Here is a 16,936-nt window from a genome sequence, read left to right as displayed (position 1 = left end):
TCAGAAAATGTGCAGCTCCGACAGGTAGCGATGGCCCTCCGCGTCCGCGACCCACGCGTCCCCGGGTCCCGGCAGCACCTCCGTGATCGTCACCGCGACGTCGTGGTCCGCGCACGCGCGCAGCGCGGTGCACAGGACGGCGGTGAAGATCGGGCTGGTGAAGTCGACGTACATCGGCTTCGTCGCGTCCGAGAGCGCCACGAAAACCTGTTCCGGCAGGCCGAGTTCGGCTCGCCACCGGCGCGTCGCGAGGTAACGCTCCTTCGGCCCGACCACCTCGGCGAGCCCGCTCTCCGCGATCGTGGTGTGCCACGTCGCGCGCTGGGTCACCACCCGGCCCTCGGTGATCCTCGGCGTGTGCCCGCCGGACGCACCGGTGACCGTCGGATCGTTGAGCACCGCCAGGTACTCGCCCGCGTTCAGCTCGTCCAGGCTCGCCGCGCACAGGTGCACGCCGACCCCGGTGCGGCGGCCCGCAGCGTCGAAGGCGGGCGCCAGCTCGTCGAGCAGGGTGCTGCCGAAGGCGAAACCGCCGTCCGACCGGGCGATGACCCGCTCGGGAGACTCCAGGAGCTCGACCGGGCGCGCGCCGCCGAACTCGGTCTTCGCGCAGTAGCGCTGCCAGTACTTCGCGACCAGTTCCGCGTCACGCCGGTAGGCGCGGTTGCGCGGACCGTCCACTCCGGACTCGACGAGGTTGCTGAGCGCGCGGTCCAGCATCGCGTCACCGCCGCCGACCGCGTCGCGGAATCCCGGGTCGACGGCGACCTGGTACACCGCGGCCGCTGATGTCAGCGCGGCCTCCTCATAGGCCTTGGTCGCCAGCTCCTCGCTGACCTGTCCGGCGAGGTGGCCGTCCACGGTCTGCGCGCAGTCGGGGCTGCTGAAGGCGTCGAGCGCGCCTGCGGGCCCGTTGACCGGGAACGCGGCGATCCGCAACGACGCGGCTTGGTCAACACAAGGCATGGCGGCCGTCATCTCGCTTGCCGCTCCCCACGTTCGGATTGCGTCTGCCGACCGGGCCAGTAGATCCACGCCCGGAACCGCTGTCCACCGTTTCGGCGCTCCCCGAAACACATCTTTGATGCTCCACAATGGACAGTTTGGGGGTGCGGCCTCACCGTCCTCTGCCCGCGGCCATCCGACGAACGGGGTCGGGCAGCGTCGAGAGCAGCTCGACCGAACCGGAGGAGGCGGCGGGCCGGACCTGGCCGGGATCGCACGCGGCCACCAGGGACATGCCCAGCGCGGTCGCGGTGTGCCGGACCTTGCGGCCCGCCCGCGCGGTCATGATCAGACCGGCGTTGCGCAGCGCGGTGGCGTGCTCGGAGGCCGAGGACAGGCTGACCCCGGCGTACTGGGCCAGCTCGGTGGTGCCCCTCGGCTGGACCGAGGCGCGCAGCACCTCCGCCCGGCTGGCGCCGAGCACCACCGACAGCACGTCCTGGCTGGTCTTGCTGGAGCGCACCGGCGCGGGCGCGGCCGGGTAGACCACGGTCGGCACGTCGCCGGGGGCGGCCGGCAGCACGACGGGGTGGGTCATCAGCAGCGACGGCGCGAAGCGCAGCCCGCCCTCGACGGTGAGCAGGCGCTCGACCGGCGAGTCCACCTCCAGGATCTGGTCGCGGTGCCGGACGGTGCCGGGCAGCGTGGAGAGCACCTCGGCCAGCCCCATCCGCAGCAGCACGTGCCCGCGCTGCGCGAGATCGGACTGCACCGCGGACTCGATCTCCCGCCAGCGCGCCTCGACCAGCGTGCGGTAGGCGGCGTTGAGCGCGGCGAGCAGGGCGGCCCTGGCCCGGGGGCAGCCGCCCGCGAGCTCGCGCACCCACTGGGCGGCGGGCTCGCCAGCGAAGACCGCGAGCAGGTCGGCCCGGATGCGGGACGGCGGGCAGGCTCCGATCTCCGCCAGCGCGGCACCCATGTCGGGACGCGCGGACAGCAGGAAGCCGGGGACCTCACCGCGGGCGGTGAAAAGGTCGAAAAGCGGCATGGCTACAGCGGGCAAACTCCACTCGTAGAGTGCCTTATCGGAATTCCGGGCAATTCTACGAAGACGGTGAAGAGCGCCAATAACCTCGACCATGGGCAGCGGGCCAGCGGAAAAGCTGACCGACTGCAGCGTCCGAGCGCTCAGTCGAAGTCGAAGCATCAAGTCCACCTCAAGCTAGAAGAATGGTCGGCCGCGACAGTGAATCAGGGGGACATACATAACGAATACAATGGAAACAATGGTAATGTGAATCATTTTTCTACCCGCCCGTCGCCCATCGGTAACACATTTGCCGGAAAGCCCTTACCGGGACAAAAAGGATCTTGAGGGCGACGCCTCACCCGGACGACGCAGCGACCTTGGGCCGAGGGGACCAGTGAGGTTTGGCTGATCATGCGGCCGGTGAACCCCCGGAGCACGACAGAACCTCAAGGAGGCGAACGCGTGATTACCCTCGGAGTCATCCTGTTGCTGATCGGCTTCCTGGCCAACATCTCGATCCTGTGGCAGATCGGGGTCGCACTGCTGGTCATCGGCCTGGTGCTGGCGGTCCTCGGCGGGGCCGGGCGGCGCGTCGGCGGACGGGCGCACTGGTTCTGACCGCGCGCGTGGCACGATCCCGCGCGTGGATCAGCTGCGCGAACTCACCCCCCAGGTCCTCGGGGCGCTGGTGCGCCGGTACGGCCACTTCGACCTCGCCGAGGACGCGGTGCAGGAAGCCCTGCTGGCCGCGGCCACCCAGTGGCCGCGCGAGGGTGTCCCGGACAACCCCCGCGCGTGGCTGATCACGGTGGCCTCACGCCGACTGACCGACCTGCTGCGGCAGGACGAGGCCAGGCGTCGGCGTGAGACCACCGTGGCCGCACTCGAAGAACCCCTTGTCCCAGAAGACATCCCGGCCGATGACGACACCCTGGAACTGTTGGCGCTGTGCTGCCACCCGGCGCTGAGCCAGGTCTCCCAGGTCGCGCTGACGCTGCGCGCGGTCGGCGGGCTGACCACGGCGGAGATCGCCCGCGCCTTCCTGGTGCCGGAAACGACGATGGCCCAGCGCATCAGCCGTGCCAAGCAGCGCGTCCGCGGCGCGGCGTTCGCGGCCCCCGAGGACATGGCCCCGGTCCTCGGCGTGCTGTACCTGATCTTCACTGAGGGCCACACCGCGTCCAGCGGCGACCGGGTCAGCCGCGCCGACCTCACCTCGGAGGCCATCCGGCTGACCCGCCTGCTGCACCGGGCGCTGCCGGAGGACGGCGAGGTCACCGGCCTGCTGGCGCTCATGCTGCTCACCGAGGCACGGCGCGCGGCGCGCACGCGCCAGGACGGCACCCTGGTCCCGCTGGCCGAGCAGGACCGGCTGCTGTGGGACCGCGCGCTGATCGCCGAGGGCACCACGCTCATCACACAGTCCTTGCAGGACAACGTGATCGGGCCCTACCAGGTGCAGGCGGCGATCGCCGCGGTGCACGCCGAGGCGCCCGGTACGGACGAGACCGACTGGCCGCAGATCGTCGCGCTCTACGGTTTGCTGACCGACCTCACCGACAACCCGATGATCACCCTCAACCACGCGGTGGCCGTGGCGGCGGTCGACGGTCCGCGGGCCGGGCTGGACCTGCTGGCCCCGCTGGACGAGGACCCGCGGGTCGCAGGCCACCACCGGCTCAGCGCGGTGCGCGGGCACCTGCTGGAGCAGGCGGGCGACCAGGAGGCCGCGCTCGCCTGCTACCGCAGGGCCGCCGAGCGCACCGCGAGCGAACCCGAGCGCCGCTACCTCAGCGAACGGGTCGACCTGCTCACTGGAGCACCGACAACACGTTCCCGGCCGGATCGGTGAACCACGCGATCTGCGGGCCGCCTTCGCGGACGATGCCCTTCCCATCAGCGGGAACGCCTTCGTAGCGGAGGAACGTGACCCCGCGCGCGGTCAGCTCGTCCACCGCCGCGTCGATGTCGGCGACCGGGAAGTTCAGCACCGTGAACTCCGCGGGCACGTGCTTGTCCTTCGGGTAGACCAGGACCTCGCCGCTGTCGATGTGCAGGTGGAGCATGCCGTGCTCCTCGGTGACCTTCAGTCCGAGCACCTCGGTGTAGAACGCCTTCGCGGCCGGGATGTCGTCCACCGAGAAGCCGCTGAACGGCGCGGCGCTGTGCAGGCTGCGCGGCTGCTTGTACCCCCGCGAGACCAGGTACTCCTCGCTCATCTGGATGACCTGGACGTAGTTGCCGTCCGGGTCGACCAGCGTGGCGAACAGCCCCGGGCCACGGTCTTCCAGGCGCGCCAGCCACTCCACGCCGAGCTCGTCGAGCCGGGCGACCACCGCGCGGGCGTCCTCCACGTGGAAGTTGAGGATCACCCGCCCCGGTTCGGCGGTCGCGGGCGCGACGTCGTCCCGGCCGTCGATGAGCAGCGAGACACCGCCGTAGTCGATGAACCCGTCCTCGCGGGGCTCGCAGCCCAACGCCGCGCGGTACCAGTCGCGCAGGCGCTCCGGGTGCGCGCTGCCGAGCAGGATGCTGCCGAGAGCGATCATGACGTCCTCCTCAGGTCGATTTCACCCGGGACGTCGAATCCGCCTTTCCTTCCTCGACCTCCACCGCATGTGACCCCCATCACATCCAGCGCGGATTCCCGTTTCGTACTCCTACCGGAATTGGGAGCGCTCCCAATTCCCGTTATGAGTACGAAACGGGAGAAATGCGGCGGGTCAGTCGCGCTCGATGAGGTGACCGACCACATCGGGCCCCGGATGGGGAGATCCGGAACCGTCGCGGCGCGGATCAACATCGGGCAGATCGACCGCGGAACCGTTGTCGGAGGCACCCGCCGGACGCGGTCCCACCCACGCCAGGAACAACGCCTTCTCCCCCTTGAGGAAGCGGTGCGAACGGACCCCGCCGGTCGCCCGCCCCTTCGCCGGGTACTCGGAGAACGGCGTCACCTTCGCCGTCTGACCGGAAGCCGTGACCACCATCGGCTCACCGTGCTCGTCGTCGTTGGTGCGGACCGCGCCGAAGAACACCACGTGCGCGTCTGCGCCCAGGTTGATCCCGGCCATCCCACCGCCCTTGAGCCCCTGCGGGCGGACCAGCGACGCGGAGTAGCGCAGCAGCGAGGAGTCCGAGGACACGAAGGTCAGCGTCTCCTCCCCGTCGGTCAGCCAGCTCGCGCCGACCACCTCGTCGCCGTCCTTCAGGCCGATGATCTCGAACTCGTCCGACCGCACCGGCCACTCCGGCGCGCACACCTTCACCACGCCCTGCTTCGTCCCGATCGCCAGGCCCGGCGACCCCTCGCTGCGCTCCCCCAGCGGGGCGATGCCGATGACCTTCTCGCCCTTCTCCAGCGGCACCAGCTCGCGCGCCGCCATACCCCCGCTGAGCGAGACCGTGCCGACCTGCTCCGGCAGCACCGGCAGCGGCAACACCTCGATCTTGTACGCCCGCCCGTGGTTGGTCACCAGCAGCACCTGCCCGCGCGCCGTGGTGTGCACCACCGCGGACACCACGTCGTGCTTCGCGCGGCCCTTGCGCCTGCGCGCCTCGGTGGCCTCCTCCGACTCCGCCGCGGTCCTGGCGACCAGGCCGGTCGCGGACAGGATCACCTGGCACGGGTCGTCGGCCACCTCCAGCGGCCCGGACTCCCGCGAGGCCGCCAGCACCTCCTTCAGGTCACCGTCGATCAGCGAGGTGTGCCGCTCGGTGGCCAGCTCGCGGGCGACCTTCGCCAGCTCCGCGGAGACCAGCTTCCTCAGCACCGCCTCGTTGTCCAGGATGCGCGAGAGGTCGGCGATGTCGGCCCGCAGCCGGTTCTGCTCGGTCTCCAGCTCGACCTTGTCGTACTTGGTCAACCGGCGCAGCGGCGTGTCCAGGATGTAGCTCGCCTGGATCTCGGAGAGCTTGAAGCGCCGCATCAGGCCGTCCTTGGCCTCCTGCGCGTTCTCGCTGCCGCGGATCAGCTTGATCACCTTGTCGATGTCCAGCAGCGCCGTCAGCAGGCCCTCGACCAGGTGCAGCCGCTCCTCGCGCTTGCGCTTGCGGTAGGAGGTCCGCCGCCGCACCACGGTGTAGCGGTGGTCGAGGAAGACCTCCAGCAAACCCTTGAGCCCCAACGTCCGCGGCTGCCCGTCCACCAGCACCAGGTTGTTGATGCCGAAGGACTGCTCCAGCGGGGTCAGCCGGTACAGGTCGGTCAGCAGCGCCTGCGGGTTCACCCCGACCTTGCACTCGATCACCAGCCGGGTGCCGTTCTCCCGGTCGGTCAGGTCCTTGACATCGGCGATCCCGGTGAGCCGCTTGGACTTGTTCACCTCGTCGGTGATCTTCTCGATGATCTTCTCGGGCCCGACGCCGTAGGGCAGCTCGGTCACCGTGATCGCCTGCCGCCCCCGGCTGCCCTCCAGCGGCCCGGTCTCGGCCTTCGCCCGCATCCGCACCACGCCGCGCCCGGTCTCGTACGCCCGGCGCACCTCGTCCAGCCCGAGCAGCATCCCGCCGGTCGGCAGATCCGGGCCCGGGATGAACTCCATCAGCTTGTCCAGCGAGGCGTCCGGGTGCGAGATCAGCCACCGCGCCGCCGCGATGACCTCGCCCAGGTTGTGCGGGATCATGTTGGTGGCCATGCCAACCGCGATCCCCGAGGTGCCGTTGACCAGCAGGTTCGGGAAGGCCGCCGGCAGCACGGTCGGCTCCATGAGCGAACCGTCGTAGTTCGGCCGGAAGTCGACGGTGTCCTCGCCCAGCTCCCCGACGAGCAGCATCGCCTCCTGCGACATGCGTGCTTCGGTGTTGTGGTTGACGAACCCACCGGCCAGGAACGAGTGGTCCTCGGAGTCCACCCGCACCGAATAGACCTCGGCGGGCTCTTCCTGCGTGACCTCGACGACCGTCTCGAAACGGTAGCCAGAGTCCATGATCGGCAGGATCGTCCGGAGCACCTCGGTGTCCTTGATCCGGTCGATGATCCGCAGCCGCTCCGTCTCCCACCGCTCGACACGGTCGAAGTTGTGCGTGGTCAACCACTTCCGGCCGCTGCCGCGCCGGTCGAAGTCCAATGCACCGCGAACGTAGTCGGCGACGAAGGGCACGTGGTCCCGGCTGAGCCGGTGCGGCCGCAGCGGCGAACGCCGGAGGAGCGCCTTGAGCTTGTCCTGCTTGGTCTTGAGGAAGCCCACCCGCTCGACGAAAGCCCGGACGTTGCGCAGCCCCGAGATGATCAGCCGGAACTCGATCGAACCGCTCGGCCGGACGTACTGGCGGCGCTGTGCGGTCACGCCGAACTCGGCGAGCATCTCCTGCATCTCACGGCCGAGACGCTCGCTGTAGGTGCTGTAGTGAATCGTGAAGCCGTCCTTGGCGACGCGCGGGCCGCCGTCCCCTTCGAACGCCGCCATCAGGAACGCGCGCTTGACACCCCATCCGCCGTTCCAGACGAATTCGGGAATGAACTTGTCACGCGCTTGGTGCCCGATCAGCTCAGCGAGCGGGCTCGCCCGAAATGCATCCATCCCGCCCGCGTAGTCCTGGATGTCGAGTTCCTGGATTCGCTTGCGGTCACGCCGAGTCTCCCGTTGAGAGACGTAACGCTTTCCACCGACAATCTGATCGTAGGCGTGCAACACCTCACCGAAGAAATGGTCGTCGGTGTTGTTGAACCCGGCCCGGTTCTCGTTGGCCCACCCCTCGGACACCCACGCTCCGCCGAGGACGCCGAGCATGTACTCCCGAGCGGTCGGCACCACCTGCGACCAGGCGTTGCGAGCGACGCAGACCACGGCGCCCGGCTGGATCTCGTCGAGCCTGCGCCACTGGAACAACGGCACGCCCATCGGCGCTTCCAGACACAGGACCAGGTGGTTCTCGCTCCCGCGCAGGGAGAACCCGGACTTCGACGTGATGCTCAGCGTCGGATGCACACCCGAGTTGAAGACCTTGTTCACCCGGACGGCCTTACCGTCCTTGTCGAGCACCTCGAAGTCGGCGTCCGCCTCGGAGTCCGCAGGCAGGTTCACCACGTCGGCGATGCGCGCGCTGGAACCGTCGGCGAGACGGATTCTGGTGTCACCGACAACGCAGTAACGCGATGCGGCCGGACCGTCGTCCGGAGAACCGAAGTTTCCGTGCCCATCAATGAGCGGAGTATTCAGGGAAAAGTCCTGAGCAAGGCGCACCATCGCGTCGTAAATGGCGGTGTCACCATGTGGATGGTATTTGCCCATTGTGTCGCCTACGACACGAGAAGACTTTACGTAAGCATGAGTCGGGCGATATCCCTGCTCATTCATAGAATACAGGATGCGGCGGTGCACCGGCTTGAGGCCGTCCCGCGCGTCGGGCAGGGCGCGGGCGTGGATGACCGAGTAGGCGTACTCCAGGTACGAGTCCTCGATCTCGGTCTTCACCGGGTTGTCGAAGACCTGCGCGCCCGCCCGGTCGAACGCGGTGGGGTCGACCTTGGTGGTGGGGCCCTTGCGGCGTGCCATAGCTTCAGCGCTCTCCGTGTCTCGGGTTGTTCTCAGGCGTCGATCGCCGCGCGGTCCACGCGGGCGGCGGATTCGACCAGCCACGCGCGCCGGGGTTCGACCTTCTCGCCCATCAGCAGCTCCAGCGCCTGCTCCGCGGCCTCCACGTCGTCCAGCGTGATCCGCCGGACCGAGCGGGTGGCCGGGTTCATCGTGGTCTCCCACAGCTCGTCGGCGTCCATCTCGCCGAGGCCCTTGAACCGCGGCACCGGGGTGACGACCTGCTTGCCGGACTTCTCCAGCTTCGCGAGGGTGGTCTCCATCTCCCGCTGGGTGAAGGTGAAGATCGTCTGCGGGTTGCGGCCCCTGGTGGTGATCTTGTGCAACGGCGGCATGGCCGCGAACAGCCTGCCGTCGGAGATCACCGGCCGCATGTACTTGGCGAACAACGTGATCAGCAGCGTCCGGATGTGCGAACCGTCCACATCGGCGTCGGCCATCAGGATCACTCGGCCGTAGCGCATCTGCGTCAGGTCGAAGGTGCGCCCGCTGCCCGCGCCGAGCACCTGCACGATGGAGGAGATCTCCGCGTTGCGCAGCGTGTCGCCGAGACTGGCCTTCTGCACGTTGAGGATCTTGCCGCGCAACGGCAGAAGTGCTTGGTACTCCGAGACTCTGGCCATGCGCGCGCTGTTGTGCACGAACACCCCGGCTTCGAGCGCGAAGTTGTGGTAGTCGTCGACCGTCAGGTCGTAGACGTCGGCCGTCTCCGCAAGGGGCGCAACGGAAACGACACGGTGGTTGGCCAGCGACACGGCCTCGCGCCGCGGATCGTTGTTGCGCTTGTCGATGTCGACGTGGTGTCGGACGTTGCCGTTGTCGGCGCTGTCCAGGCCGCGGCGCAGGTTGTACGCGTCCGCGAGGTAGTGCGTGTACACCCACTCCTCGCGGTCGTTCATCCAGACCCGCTCGTACCCGTCGAGCTTGTCGCTCGCAGCCTTCGAGGAGAGCGAGCGGTACAGAGGCATCAGCGAGTCGCCGGGCGCCAGTGCGTCGGCGCGGCGGTAGGAGCCGTCCCGCAGGCGGAAGAGGTGGTCTGGCGTGCACCGCACCGACTCGCCGTTGTCGAGCGTGACGCGGACCAGCGCGGCATTTCGCTTGGTGAGTCGTGGTTCCACCAGTGGCGCGACGACCACGCGCCCGGCCTTGTTGGTGGTGTAGCCGAAGTGCGTGATCCCCTGCGCCCAGTCATCGGCCAGGTCGGCGAAGGACCTGCTCTTCCCAGAGGCGAGCGCGACCATCGTGTCGCCGGTAAAACACCCGAGGGCGCTGTCGCCCTCCACGAGAAAAAGTTCGCTTCGCGAAACACCCGTGGTGCGGCAGTCGACGAGTTTCGGCGGCATCGCGGCGCCTTCGAGCGCGGTCTTGCGGCGCGCGGCGTCCTTCTGCTGCTTCTGGGTCAGCCGGACACGGGCGGCGTCGACGATCTTCTGCAGGACCGTCTTCGCCTCGGTCTTGGTCTTCTTGTCCTCGGTCCACGCCTTGATGTGCCGCTCGATGATGCCCTGGATGACCTTGGTGATGCCCGCGGTGGACAGCTCGTCCTTGGTCTGCGAGGTGAACTGCGGTTCGGGCAGCCGGACGTGGATGACGGCGGTCATGCCTTCGAGGACGTCGTCCAGGGTCGGCGGGTCCTCCTTGGGCTTGAGCAGTCCGCGGGTCTTGGAGATGGCTTCCTGCAACGCTTTCACCGCGGCGCGGTCGAAACCCTTGCGGTGGGTGCCGCCGTGCACGTTCCGGATCGTGTTGGTGAAGCACTCCACGGTGCGCTCGTAGCCGGTGCCCCAGCGGAAAGCGACCTCGACCTCGGCGTGACGCTCCACTTTGGACCGCATGACGCCGTTCTCGTCGGCGGCGTTCTCGAAGTAGGTTCCCTCACCGGTGACCAGCAGGGTGCCGGAGACGGGGCGGTCGCCCGCGGGCGCGAGGAAGTCGACCATGTCGGCGAGGCCGTTGGGGAAGTGGAACTTCTCTTCCTCGATGGCGCCCTCGGTGATGTTGCGCAGCACGTAGGTGACGCCGGGGACGAGGAAGGCGGTGTTGCGCAGCTTGGTCCGCACGGCCTCGACGTCCAGCGCCGCGCCGTTCTCGAAGTAGCGGGCGTCGTACCAGTAGCGGATCGAGGTGCCGGTGCGCTCGTTCCGCTTCATCTTCCCGGCGACGGTGAGGCCGGACTGCTTGGTGAACTTGGCCTTCGGCCCGGGACCGTCGAACACGGCGGGGACGCCGCGGGCGAAGGACATCTGGTAGACCTTGCCGTCGCGCTTGACGGTGACGTCGAAGCGGTGCGACAGGGCGTTGACCGCGGAGGCGCCGACGCCGTGCAGGCCGCCGGAGGTCTTGTAGCCGGAGCCGCCGAACTTGCCGCCCGCGTGCAGCCTGGTCATCACCAGTTCGACGCCGGAGAGGCCGGAGCGGGCGTGGGTTCCGGTGGGGATGCCGCGGCCGTCGTCGTCGACCTGGACGCTGCCGTCGGCGTGCAGGGTGACCACGACCTTGCCCGCGTGCCCGGCGATGCCCTCGTCGGTGGAGTTGTCGACGATCTCGTTGAAGAGGTGGTTGATGCCGCGGCTGTCCGTGGAGCCGATGTACATGCCGGGTCGCTTGCGGACCGCCTCTAGACCTTCGAGGTGCGTGAGGTCGTCGGCCCCGTAGAGGGTCTCGGCAGTCACAGGGTCGCTCTCCCGGGTCATGGCGTGGACTATGCAGCGCGGTGGGCAGGCTTACCAGCGGCTTAACATACTTCAGTAGCCGCTTGGCACTGCATGATGCCCAACACCCCTGACAGTCAACCCCGGATCACCCCCGGAGAGCTGGGAAGTCCTCCTCCCGGTACTCCTCCGCGCGGCGTTCGCCGGTTTCCTGGCCGCGGAGCTGGACGCGGCGGATCTTGCCGGAGATGGTCTTGGGGAGGTCGGTGAACTCCAGCCGCCGGACGCGCTTGTACGGCGCGAGGTTCTCCCTGGCGTACCGCAGGACCGCCTCGGCGGTGGCGGCGTCCGGGGTCCAGCCCGCCGAGAGCACCACGTACGCCTTGGGCACTGCCAGGCGCACCGGGTCGGGTGCGGGGACGACGGCGGCCTCGGCGACGGCCTCGTGCTCCAGCAGCACGCTTTCCAGTTCGAAGGGTGAGATGCGGTAGTCCGATGCCTTGAACACGTCGTCGGTGCGGCCGACGTAGGTGATGTAGCCGTCCGCGTCGCGGGAGCCGACGTCGCCGGTGCGGTAGTACCCGTCGCGCATGACCTCGGCGTCGCGCCCGGGGTCGCCGTGGTAGCCGGTCATCAGCCCGAGCGGGCGCCGCGCGAGGTCGACGCAGATCTCGCCCTCGTCGCCCGCCCGCCCGGTCACCGGGTCGAGCAGTGCGACGGTGTAGCCGGGGACGGGGCGGCCCATGGAGCCCGGTTTGACCGGCTGGCCGGGGGTGTTGGCGATCTGCACGGTGGTCTCGGTCTGGCCGAAGCCGTCGCGGATGGTCACGCCCCAGGCGGCGCGGACCTTGTCGATCACCTCGGGGTTGAGCGGTTCGCCCGCGCCGACGACCTTGGCGGGCGGGGTGCGCAGGGAGCCGAGGTCGGACTGGATCAGCATCCGCCACACGGTGGGCGGGGCGCAGAAGCTGGTGACCCCGCAGCGCTGCATCTCGGTCAGCAGCCGCGCGGCGTCGAAACGGGAGTAGTTGTGGATGAACACCGTCGCTTCGGCGTTCCACGGCGCGAAGACGTTGCTCCACGCGTGTTTGGCCCACCCCGGTGAGGAGATGTTGAGGTGCACGTCGCCGGGCACGAGGCCGATCCAGTACATAGTGGACAGATGGCCCACCGGGTAGGAGACGTGGGTGTGCTCGACCAGTTTGGGCTGCGCGGTGGTGCCGGAGGTGAAGTACAGCAGCAGCGTGTCGGTGGCCTTGGTGGGGCGGTCGGGGTAGAAGACCACGTCCGAGTGGTGGGAGTCGCGGTAGTAGAACCAGCCGGGCGTCTCCTCACCCACCGCGATCCGGGTGTAGTCGCCGGGCACGTCGGCGAACTTGTCCGCGTCGGCGGCTCGCGCGATCACGTGCTTGGCCGCGCCGCGATCGATGCGGTCACGGAGGTCGGCGGCGGCGAGCAGGGTGGTCGCGGGGATGACCACGGCCCCGAGCTTCATCGCGGCGAGCAGCGTCTCCCACAGCTCGACCTGGTTGCCGAGCATCAGCACGATCCGGTCGCCGCGCTCGACCCCGTTGTCCCGCAGCCAGTTCGCCACCTGGTTGGACCGGCGGGAGAGCTCGGTGAAGGACCAGCGGCCCTCGCTGCCGTCCTCCTCGACGATCCACAGCGCCGTGCGTTCGTTGCCCTCGGCGATCGCGTCGAACCAGTCCAGCGCCCAGTTGAACTCGTCGAGCCGCGGCCAGCTGAAACCGGCGCGCGCGGTGTCGAGGTCGCGTGCGTGCGCGAGCAGGAAGTCCCGCGCCTCGCGGAACGCCCTGCCTGCGGCGGTACGGACCATGTGAGCTCCCCTCGGGTGTTGCGTAGGATCTTTGAATCAGCCCGCACCGCCTCACCACCCCCGTCCGGGGGTGAAGCGAACTGGAGGTGATCGCGTGACCGGGGACCATCGGGCCGCGGTCCGGGGAGCTCTGCTCCAGCTGCGCAGGGAGACCGGGCTGCCGATCGCGCTCGGCGGCACCCTCGCCGCGCAGGGCAGGCTGAAGCTCACCGAGCAGGTCGGCACGGTCACGAACGTGCTGCGCGGGTTCAGCGTGGAGCCCGGGGTGGGGCTTGGCGGCAAGGTGCTGGCGCTGGGCCGGGTGATCGCGCTCAACGACTACGCCACCGCGTTGACGATCACGCACGACTACGACGCCGTGGTGAACGCGGAGGGCATCCGGTCGGTCGTCGCCGCGCCGGTGGTGGTGCGGCGCAAGGTGCGCGCGGTGCTGTACACGGCGTCCAGGACCAGCACGGTGCTGGGTGACCGGGTGATGAGCTCGGTCGTCGACGCCGCCCGCACGCTCGAACAGGACCTGGTCGTGCAGGACGAGGTCGACGAGCGCGTCCGGCGGCTGCACGAGGCCGACCGCAGCAGGCGGTGGGGTGCGGAGTGGGAGTCCGTCCGCCAGGCCCACGCGGAGCTGCGGCTCATCGCGCAGCGGACGCCCGACCACGATCTGCGCGCGGAGCTGCACGGGGTCTGCGACCAGCTGACCTCTCCCCCGCCCGCGTCGTCGGTCCGGCTGACCTCGCGCGAGCTGGACGTGCTGACGTGGGTGGCGACGGGTTGCGCGAACGCGGAGATCGCGCGGCGGCTGTGCCTGAGCCCGGAGACGGTGAAGAGCTATCTCCGCGAGGCGATGCGCAAACTCGACGTGCACGGTCGCGGCGAGGCCGTGGTCGCGGCGCGCCGGGCGGGCCTCCTCCCCTGACGCACAGCCGCCATTTTTTTCCCGTTTCGTACTCTTAGCGGGTTTTGGAGCGCTCCAAAAGGCGGCGTTGAGTACGAAACGGGGTTCTCTAGACCACTCCGGCGGAGGTTGCGGGGCACGGGGTGGAGACGGCGCGATGGTACTCCGGTGGCAGGCTTGAGGTCGTGGAGACGAGCGCGGTCGAGGAGTTCGAGCGGCAACGGTCACGGCTGTTCGGCATGGCCTACCGCATGCTCGGCTCGGCGCACGAAGCCGAGGACGTGGTGCACGACGCGTTCCTGCGCTGGGATGGCGCGAAGCGCGACGCGGTCGGCTCCCCGCCCGCGTGGCTGACCAAGGTGGTCACCAATCTGTGCCTGAACCGGCTCACCTCGGCGCGCGTGCGGCGGGAGCGGTACGTCGGCCCCTGGTTGCCCGAGCCGATCCTCACCACGGACGGCGCCCTCGGCCCGCTGGAGACGGCTGAGCAGCGGGATTCGGTGTCGATGGCGCTGCTCGTCCTGCTTGAACGGCTCACCCCGACCGAGCGCGCCGTGTTCGTGCTGCGCGAGGCGTTCGCTTACAGCCACCGGGAGATCGCGGAGATCCTGAACCTCTCCGAGGCGAACTGCCGTCAGCTCCACCGCCGCGCCCGCGAGCACGTCGGTACCCGCGGGTCGCGTTTCGACGCAGATCCGCGACAGCGTTTCGAGCTCGTGCAACGGTTCCTGGCCGCGGCGCGGGACGGGGATCTGCCGAGCTTGGAGCGCCTGCTGGCCGAGGACGTGACGTCGCGGGCGGACGGCGGCGGTCAGGTCGGCATGGCACGCCGCCCGATCCTGGGCCGGGACCGCGTCGCGCGCTACCTCGCGGGTGGCTTCACCAAGATCCCCCCAGGCGTGATCACACTGGAGCCGGCCGAGGTCAACGGCGCGGCAGCGGCGGTGTTCCGGGTCGACGGCGTGGTGGCCGGCGTGGTCGTCCTGGAGGTCGCCGACGAACGCGTCGTCGCCCTCAGCATCCTGGCGAATCCGGCGAAGCTGACCTTCCTGGCGAAGCAGCTGTCACAAAACTGACGGCTCGCCGGTTCAAGGGAGTGTGAACACATCGATCCTCGTCACGGGCGGCACGGGAACACTCGGCCGCGCCGTGGTCGCACACCTGCGAGAAACCGGCCACCGACCGCGCGTCATGAGCCGCCGTCCAGGTCCGGGACACGTCGTCGCGGACCTGGTGACCGGTTCGGGCGTGGACGCCGCGCTCGACGGCGTCGACACCGTGATCAACTGCGCGACGACGCTGCGGGGCAAGCGGGACGTGACCGCGACCAAGACCCTGGTCGACGCGGTCCGGCGCGCGGGCTGCCGCCACCTGGTGCACGTGTCCATCGTCGGTGTCGACCGCATCCGTTTCGGCTACTACAACGGGAAACTCGCGAGCGAGGAGGTGGTGCGCGCGGTCCCGCACACGATCCTGCGCGCGACGCAGTTCCACGATCTGCTCCGGCGGGTCTTCTCCGGCCTCGCGAAGCTCCCGCTGGTGCTCGTGCCGGATCTCCGCTTCCAGCCGGTCGACGTCCGCGATGTCGCGGCGCGCCTGGTCGAGCTGGCGCTCGGCGATCCGATCGGCCGGGCGCCGGACTTCGGCGGGCCGGAGGTTCGCGAAGCGGCGGACCTGGCCCGCTCGTACCTGGCAGGGAGGCGTCGCCGCATCGTCCCGATTCGCTTGCCGGGCAAGGCTTTCCGCGCTTACCGGGCGGGCTTCAACCTCACCCCCGAGCACGCGGACGGTCGGATCACCTTCGAGGAGTACCTGTGATCCGCGCGGGGTTGATCTTCCTGGCCGTCGGTCAGGGGCTGGCCGGAGCCACGCAGTTGTTCCTGCCGCGGGTGTTCTACGAGCACGGCCCCTGGGTGTCAATGCTCCCGCCGTACAACGAGCACCTGATGCGCGACGTCGGAGCGTTGACGCTGGCCTACGTGTTCGTGCTCGTCGTCGCGGCGGTGACGATGGAGCGGCGGATCGTGTGCACCGCGCTCGCCGCGAACCTCGTGTTCACGTTGCCGCACTTCGTGTTCCACGCGTTCCATCTGGAGGGCTACACCTTCGGCGCCGCGCTCTGGCAGACCGTGCTCCTGGGGCTGGGCGTGCTGATCCCCTTGGCACTGCTCTACTCCGTGGTGTTCAGCCGGGTGCGCCCGTCTTGAAGACGGGCCCACCCGGGCGGAGTGCGGCGGTCAGGCGTTGGCGCCGCCGTCGACGGTGATCAAGGAACCGGTGATGTTGCGGGCGCCCGGTCCCGCGAGGTGCGCGACGGTCTCGGCGATCTCGCGGGGGTCGGCGTAGCGGCCGAGCGCGGTCAGCGCGCGCTGGTGGTCGGCGCCCGCGGCGTCGGCGGGGTTCATGTCGGTGTCGGTGGAGCCCGGTTGCACGAGGTTGACGGTGATCCCCCGGTCGCCGAGGTCCCGCGCGGCGCCGCGGGTGAAGCCGAGCAGCGCGGCCTTGCTCATGGCGTACAGCGCGACCCCGGGGAACGGCACGCGCTCGGCGAGGTTGCTGCCGATGCTGATGATCCGGCCGCCCTCGGTCATGTGCTTGAGCGCCGCCTGGCTGGCGACGTACACCGCGCGCGTGTTGACGGCGAGCGTGCGGTCGATCTCCTCCTCGGTCACCTCGCCGATCAGGCCGCTCGGGAAGATCCCGGCGTTGTTGACCAGGATGTCCAGCCCGCCCAGCTCGGCGGCGGTCCGGTCGACCGCGTCCACGACCGCGGCCGAGTCGGTGTTGTCCGCCGCGATCGCCAGGCCGCGCCGCCCCGTCGCGGTGATCAGCCCGACCACCTCCTCGGCCCGGTCCTTGGCGCTGGCGTAGGTGATCGCGACGTCCGCGCCGAGCTCGGCCAGCCGGAGCGCGATGGCACCGCCGATCCCCCTGCTACCCCCGGTGACCAGTGCTTTCTTACCTGCGAGCATGTCGGCTCCCATTTTGTAGCGGTCGATACACAAATAGGGTAGTACATTCGTGCCGATCACTACAAAAAGG

The 16,936-nt window shown here is 69.3% G+C and carries 13 protein-coding genes; 6 read left to right on the top strand and 7 right to left on the bottom strand.

Features of this window, described 5'->3' with window-relative positions; translation table 11 throughout:
• Complete coding sequence (locus NLX83_RS32610; RefSeq protein WP_254239079.1) at window positions 1–978, bottom strand: lantibiotic dehydratase; 978 nt, start codon at window positions 976–978, stop codon at window positions 1–3.
• Window positions 979–1,117: 139 nt separating this feature from the next.
• Entirely contained in the window at window positions 1,118–1,993 is an 876-nt protein-coding gene (locus NLX83_RS32605) for a winged helix-turn-helix domain-containing protein (protein WP_254239078.1), read from the bottom strand.
• 444 nt (window positions 1,994–2,437) lie between these two features.
• Between NLX83_RS32605 and NLX83_RS32600 the strand changes: the two genes are divergently transcribed.
• Together NLX83_RS32600 and NLX83_RS32595 are read left to right on the top strand one after the other, a co-directional pair.
• The gene (locus NLX83_RS32600; protein WP_254239077.1) at window positions 2,438–2,593 is read left to right on the top strand and encodes a hypothetical protein; all 156 of its coding nucleotides are present in this window, start codon (window positions 2,438–2,440) and stop codon (window positions 2,591–2,593) included.
• Between the two features lie 25 nt (window positions 2,594–2,618).
• Window positions 2,619–3,827 (top strand): RNA polymerase sigma factor, encoded by a 1,209-nt coding sequence (locus NLX83_RS32595; protein ID WP_254239076.1) that lies wholly within the window; start codon window positions 2,619–2,621, stop codon window positions 3,825–3,827.
• On the opposite strand, the gene NLX83_RS32590 is transcribed toward NLX83_RS32595, so the two are convergent.
• From NLX83_RS32590 to NLX83_RS32575, 4 genes are all read right to left on the bottom strand, one after another.
• The gene (locus NLX83_RS32590) at window positions 3,787–4,524 is read right to left on the bottom strand and encodes a VOC family protein (protein ID WP_254239075.1); all 738 of its coding nucleotides are present in this window, start codon (window positions 4,522–4,524) and stop codon (window positions 3,787–3,789) included. The genes NLX83_RS32595 and NLX83_RS32590 overlap by 41 nt on opposite strands.
• 174 nt (window positions 4,525–4,698) lie before the next feature.
• Window positions 4,699–8,472, bottom strand: a complete 3,774-nt coding sequence (locus tag NLX83_RS42345; protein ID WP_254239074.1) for a DNA gyrase subunit A — start codon at window positions 8,470–8,472, stop codon at window positions 4,699–4,701.
• A 32-nt stretch (window positions 8,473–8,504) separates the two neighbouring features.
• Window positions 8,505–11,204: an ATP-binding protein gene (locus tag NLX83_RS42435; RefSeq protein ID WP_256564784.1), complete on the bottom strand. Its 2,700-nt coding sequence runs from the start codon at window positions 11,202–11,204 to the stop codon at window positions 8,505–8,507.
• Window positions 11,205–11,310: 106 nt separating this feature from the next.
• Complete coding sequence (locus tag NLX83_RS32575) at window positions 11,311–12,999, bottom strand: AMP-binding protein (protein ID WP_254239073.1); 1,689 nt, start codon at window positions 12,997–12,999, stop codon at window positions 11,311–11,313.
• A gap of 94 nt (window positions 13,000–13,093) precedes the next feature.
• Here NLX83_RS32575 and NLX83_RS32570 point away from each other — a divergent pair, with 94 nt between their 5' ends.
• The 4 genes from NLX83_RS32570 to NLX83_RS32555 all read left to right on the top strand — a co-directional run bounded on the left by NLX83_RS32570 (window position 13,094) and on the right by NLX83_RS32555 (window position 16,101).
• Window positions 13,094–13,915, top strand: a complete 822-nt coding sequence (locus tag NLX83_RS32570; protein WP_254239072.1) for a LuxR C-terminal-related transcriptional regulator — start codon at window positions 13,094–13,096, stop codon at window positions 13,913–13,915.
• 164 nt (window positions 13,916–14,079) lie between these two features.
• Window positions 14,080–14,970: an RNA polymerase sigma-70 factor gene (locus NLX83_RS32565; RefSeq protein WP_308209420.1), complete on the top strand. Its 891-nt coding sequence runs from the start codon at window positions 14,080–14,082 to the stop codon at window positions 14,968–14,970.
• A 22-nt stretch (window positions 14,971–14,992) separates the two neighbouring features.
• Complete coding sequence (locus tag NLX83_RS32560) at window positions 14,993–15,712, top strand: SDR family oxidoreductase (RefSeq protein ID WP_254239071.1); 720 nt, start codon at window positions 14,993–14,995, stop codon at window positions 15,710–15,712.
• Window positions 15,709–16,101 (top strand): hypothetical protein, encoded by a 393-nt coding sequence (locus tag NLX83_RS32555; protein WP_254239070.1) that lies wholly within the window; start codon window positions 15,709–15,711, stop codon window positions 16,099–16,101. Before NLX83_RS32560 ends, NLX83_RS32555 begins: the two co-directional genes overlap by 4 nt.
• Window positions 16,102–16,131: 30 nt before the next feature.
• Here NLX83_RS32555 and NLX83_RS32550 read toward each other — a convergent pair whose 3' ends face one another.
• The gene (locus NLX83_RS32550; RefSeq protein WP_254239069.1) at window positions 16,132–16,866 is read right to left on the bottom strand and encodes a 3-oxoacyl-ACP reductase family protein; all 735 of its coding nucleotides are present in this window, start codon (window positions 16,864–16,866) and stop codon (window positions 16,132–16,134) included.
• Window positions 16,867–16,936: the final 70 nt, after the last annotated feature.

The organism is Allokutzneria sp. A3M-2-11 16, assembly GCF_024213555.1.
Taxonomy (GTDB): Bacteria; Actinomycetota; Actinomycetes; order Mycobacteriales; family Pseudonocardiaceae; genus Allokutzneria.
The sequence above is the reverse complement of the archived record's forward strand: the minus strand, read 5'-3'. Positions and strand labels throughout refer to the sequence as shown.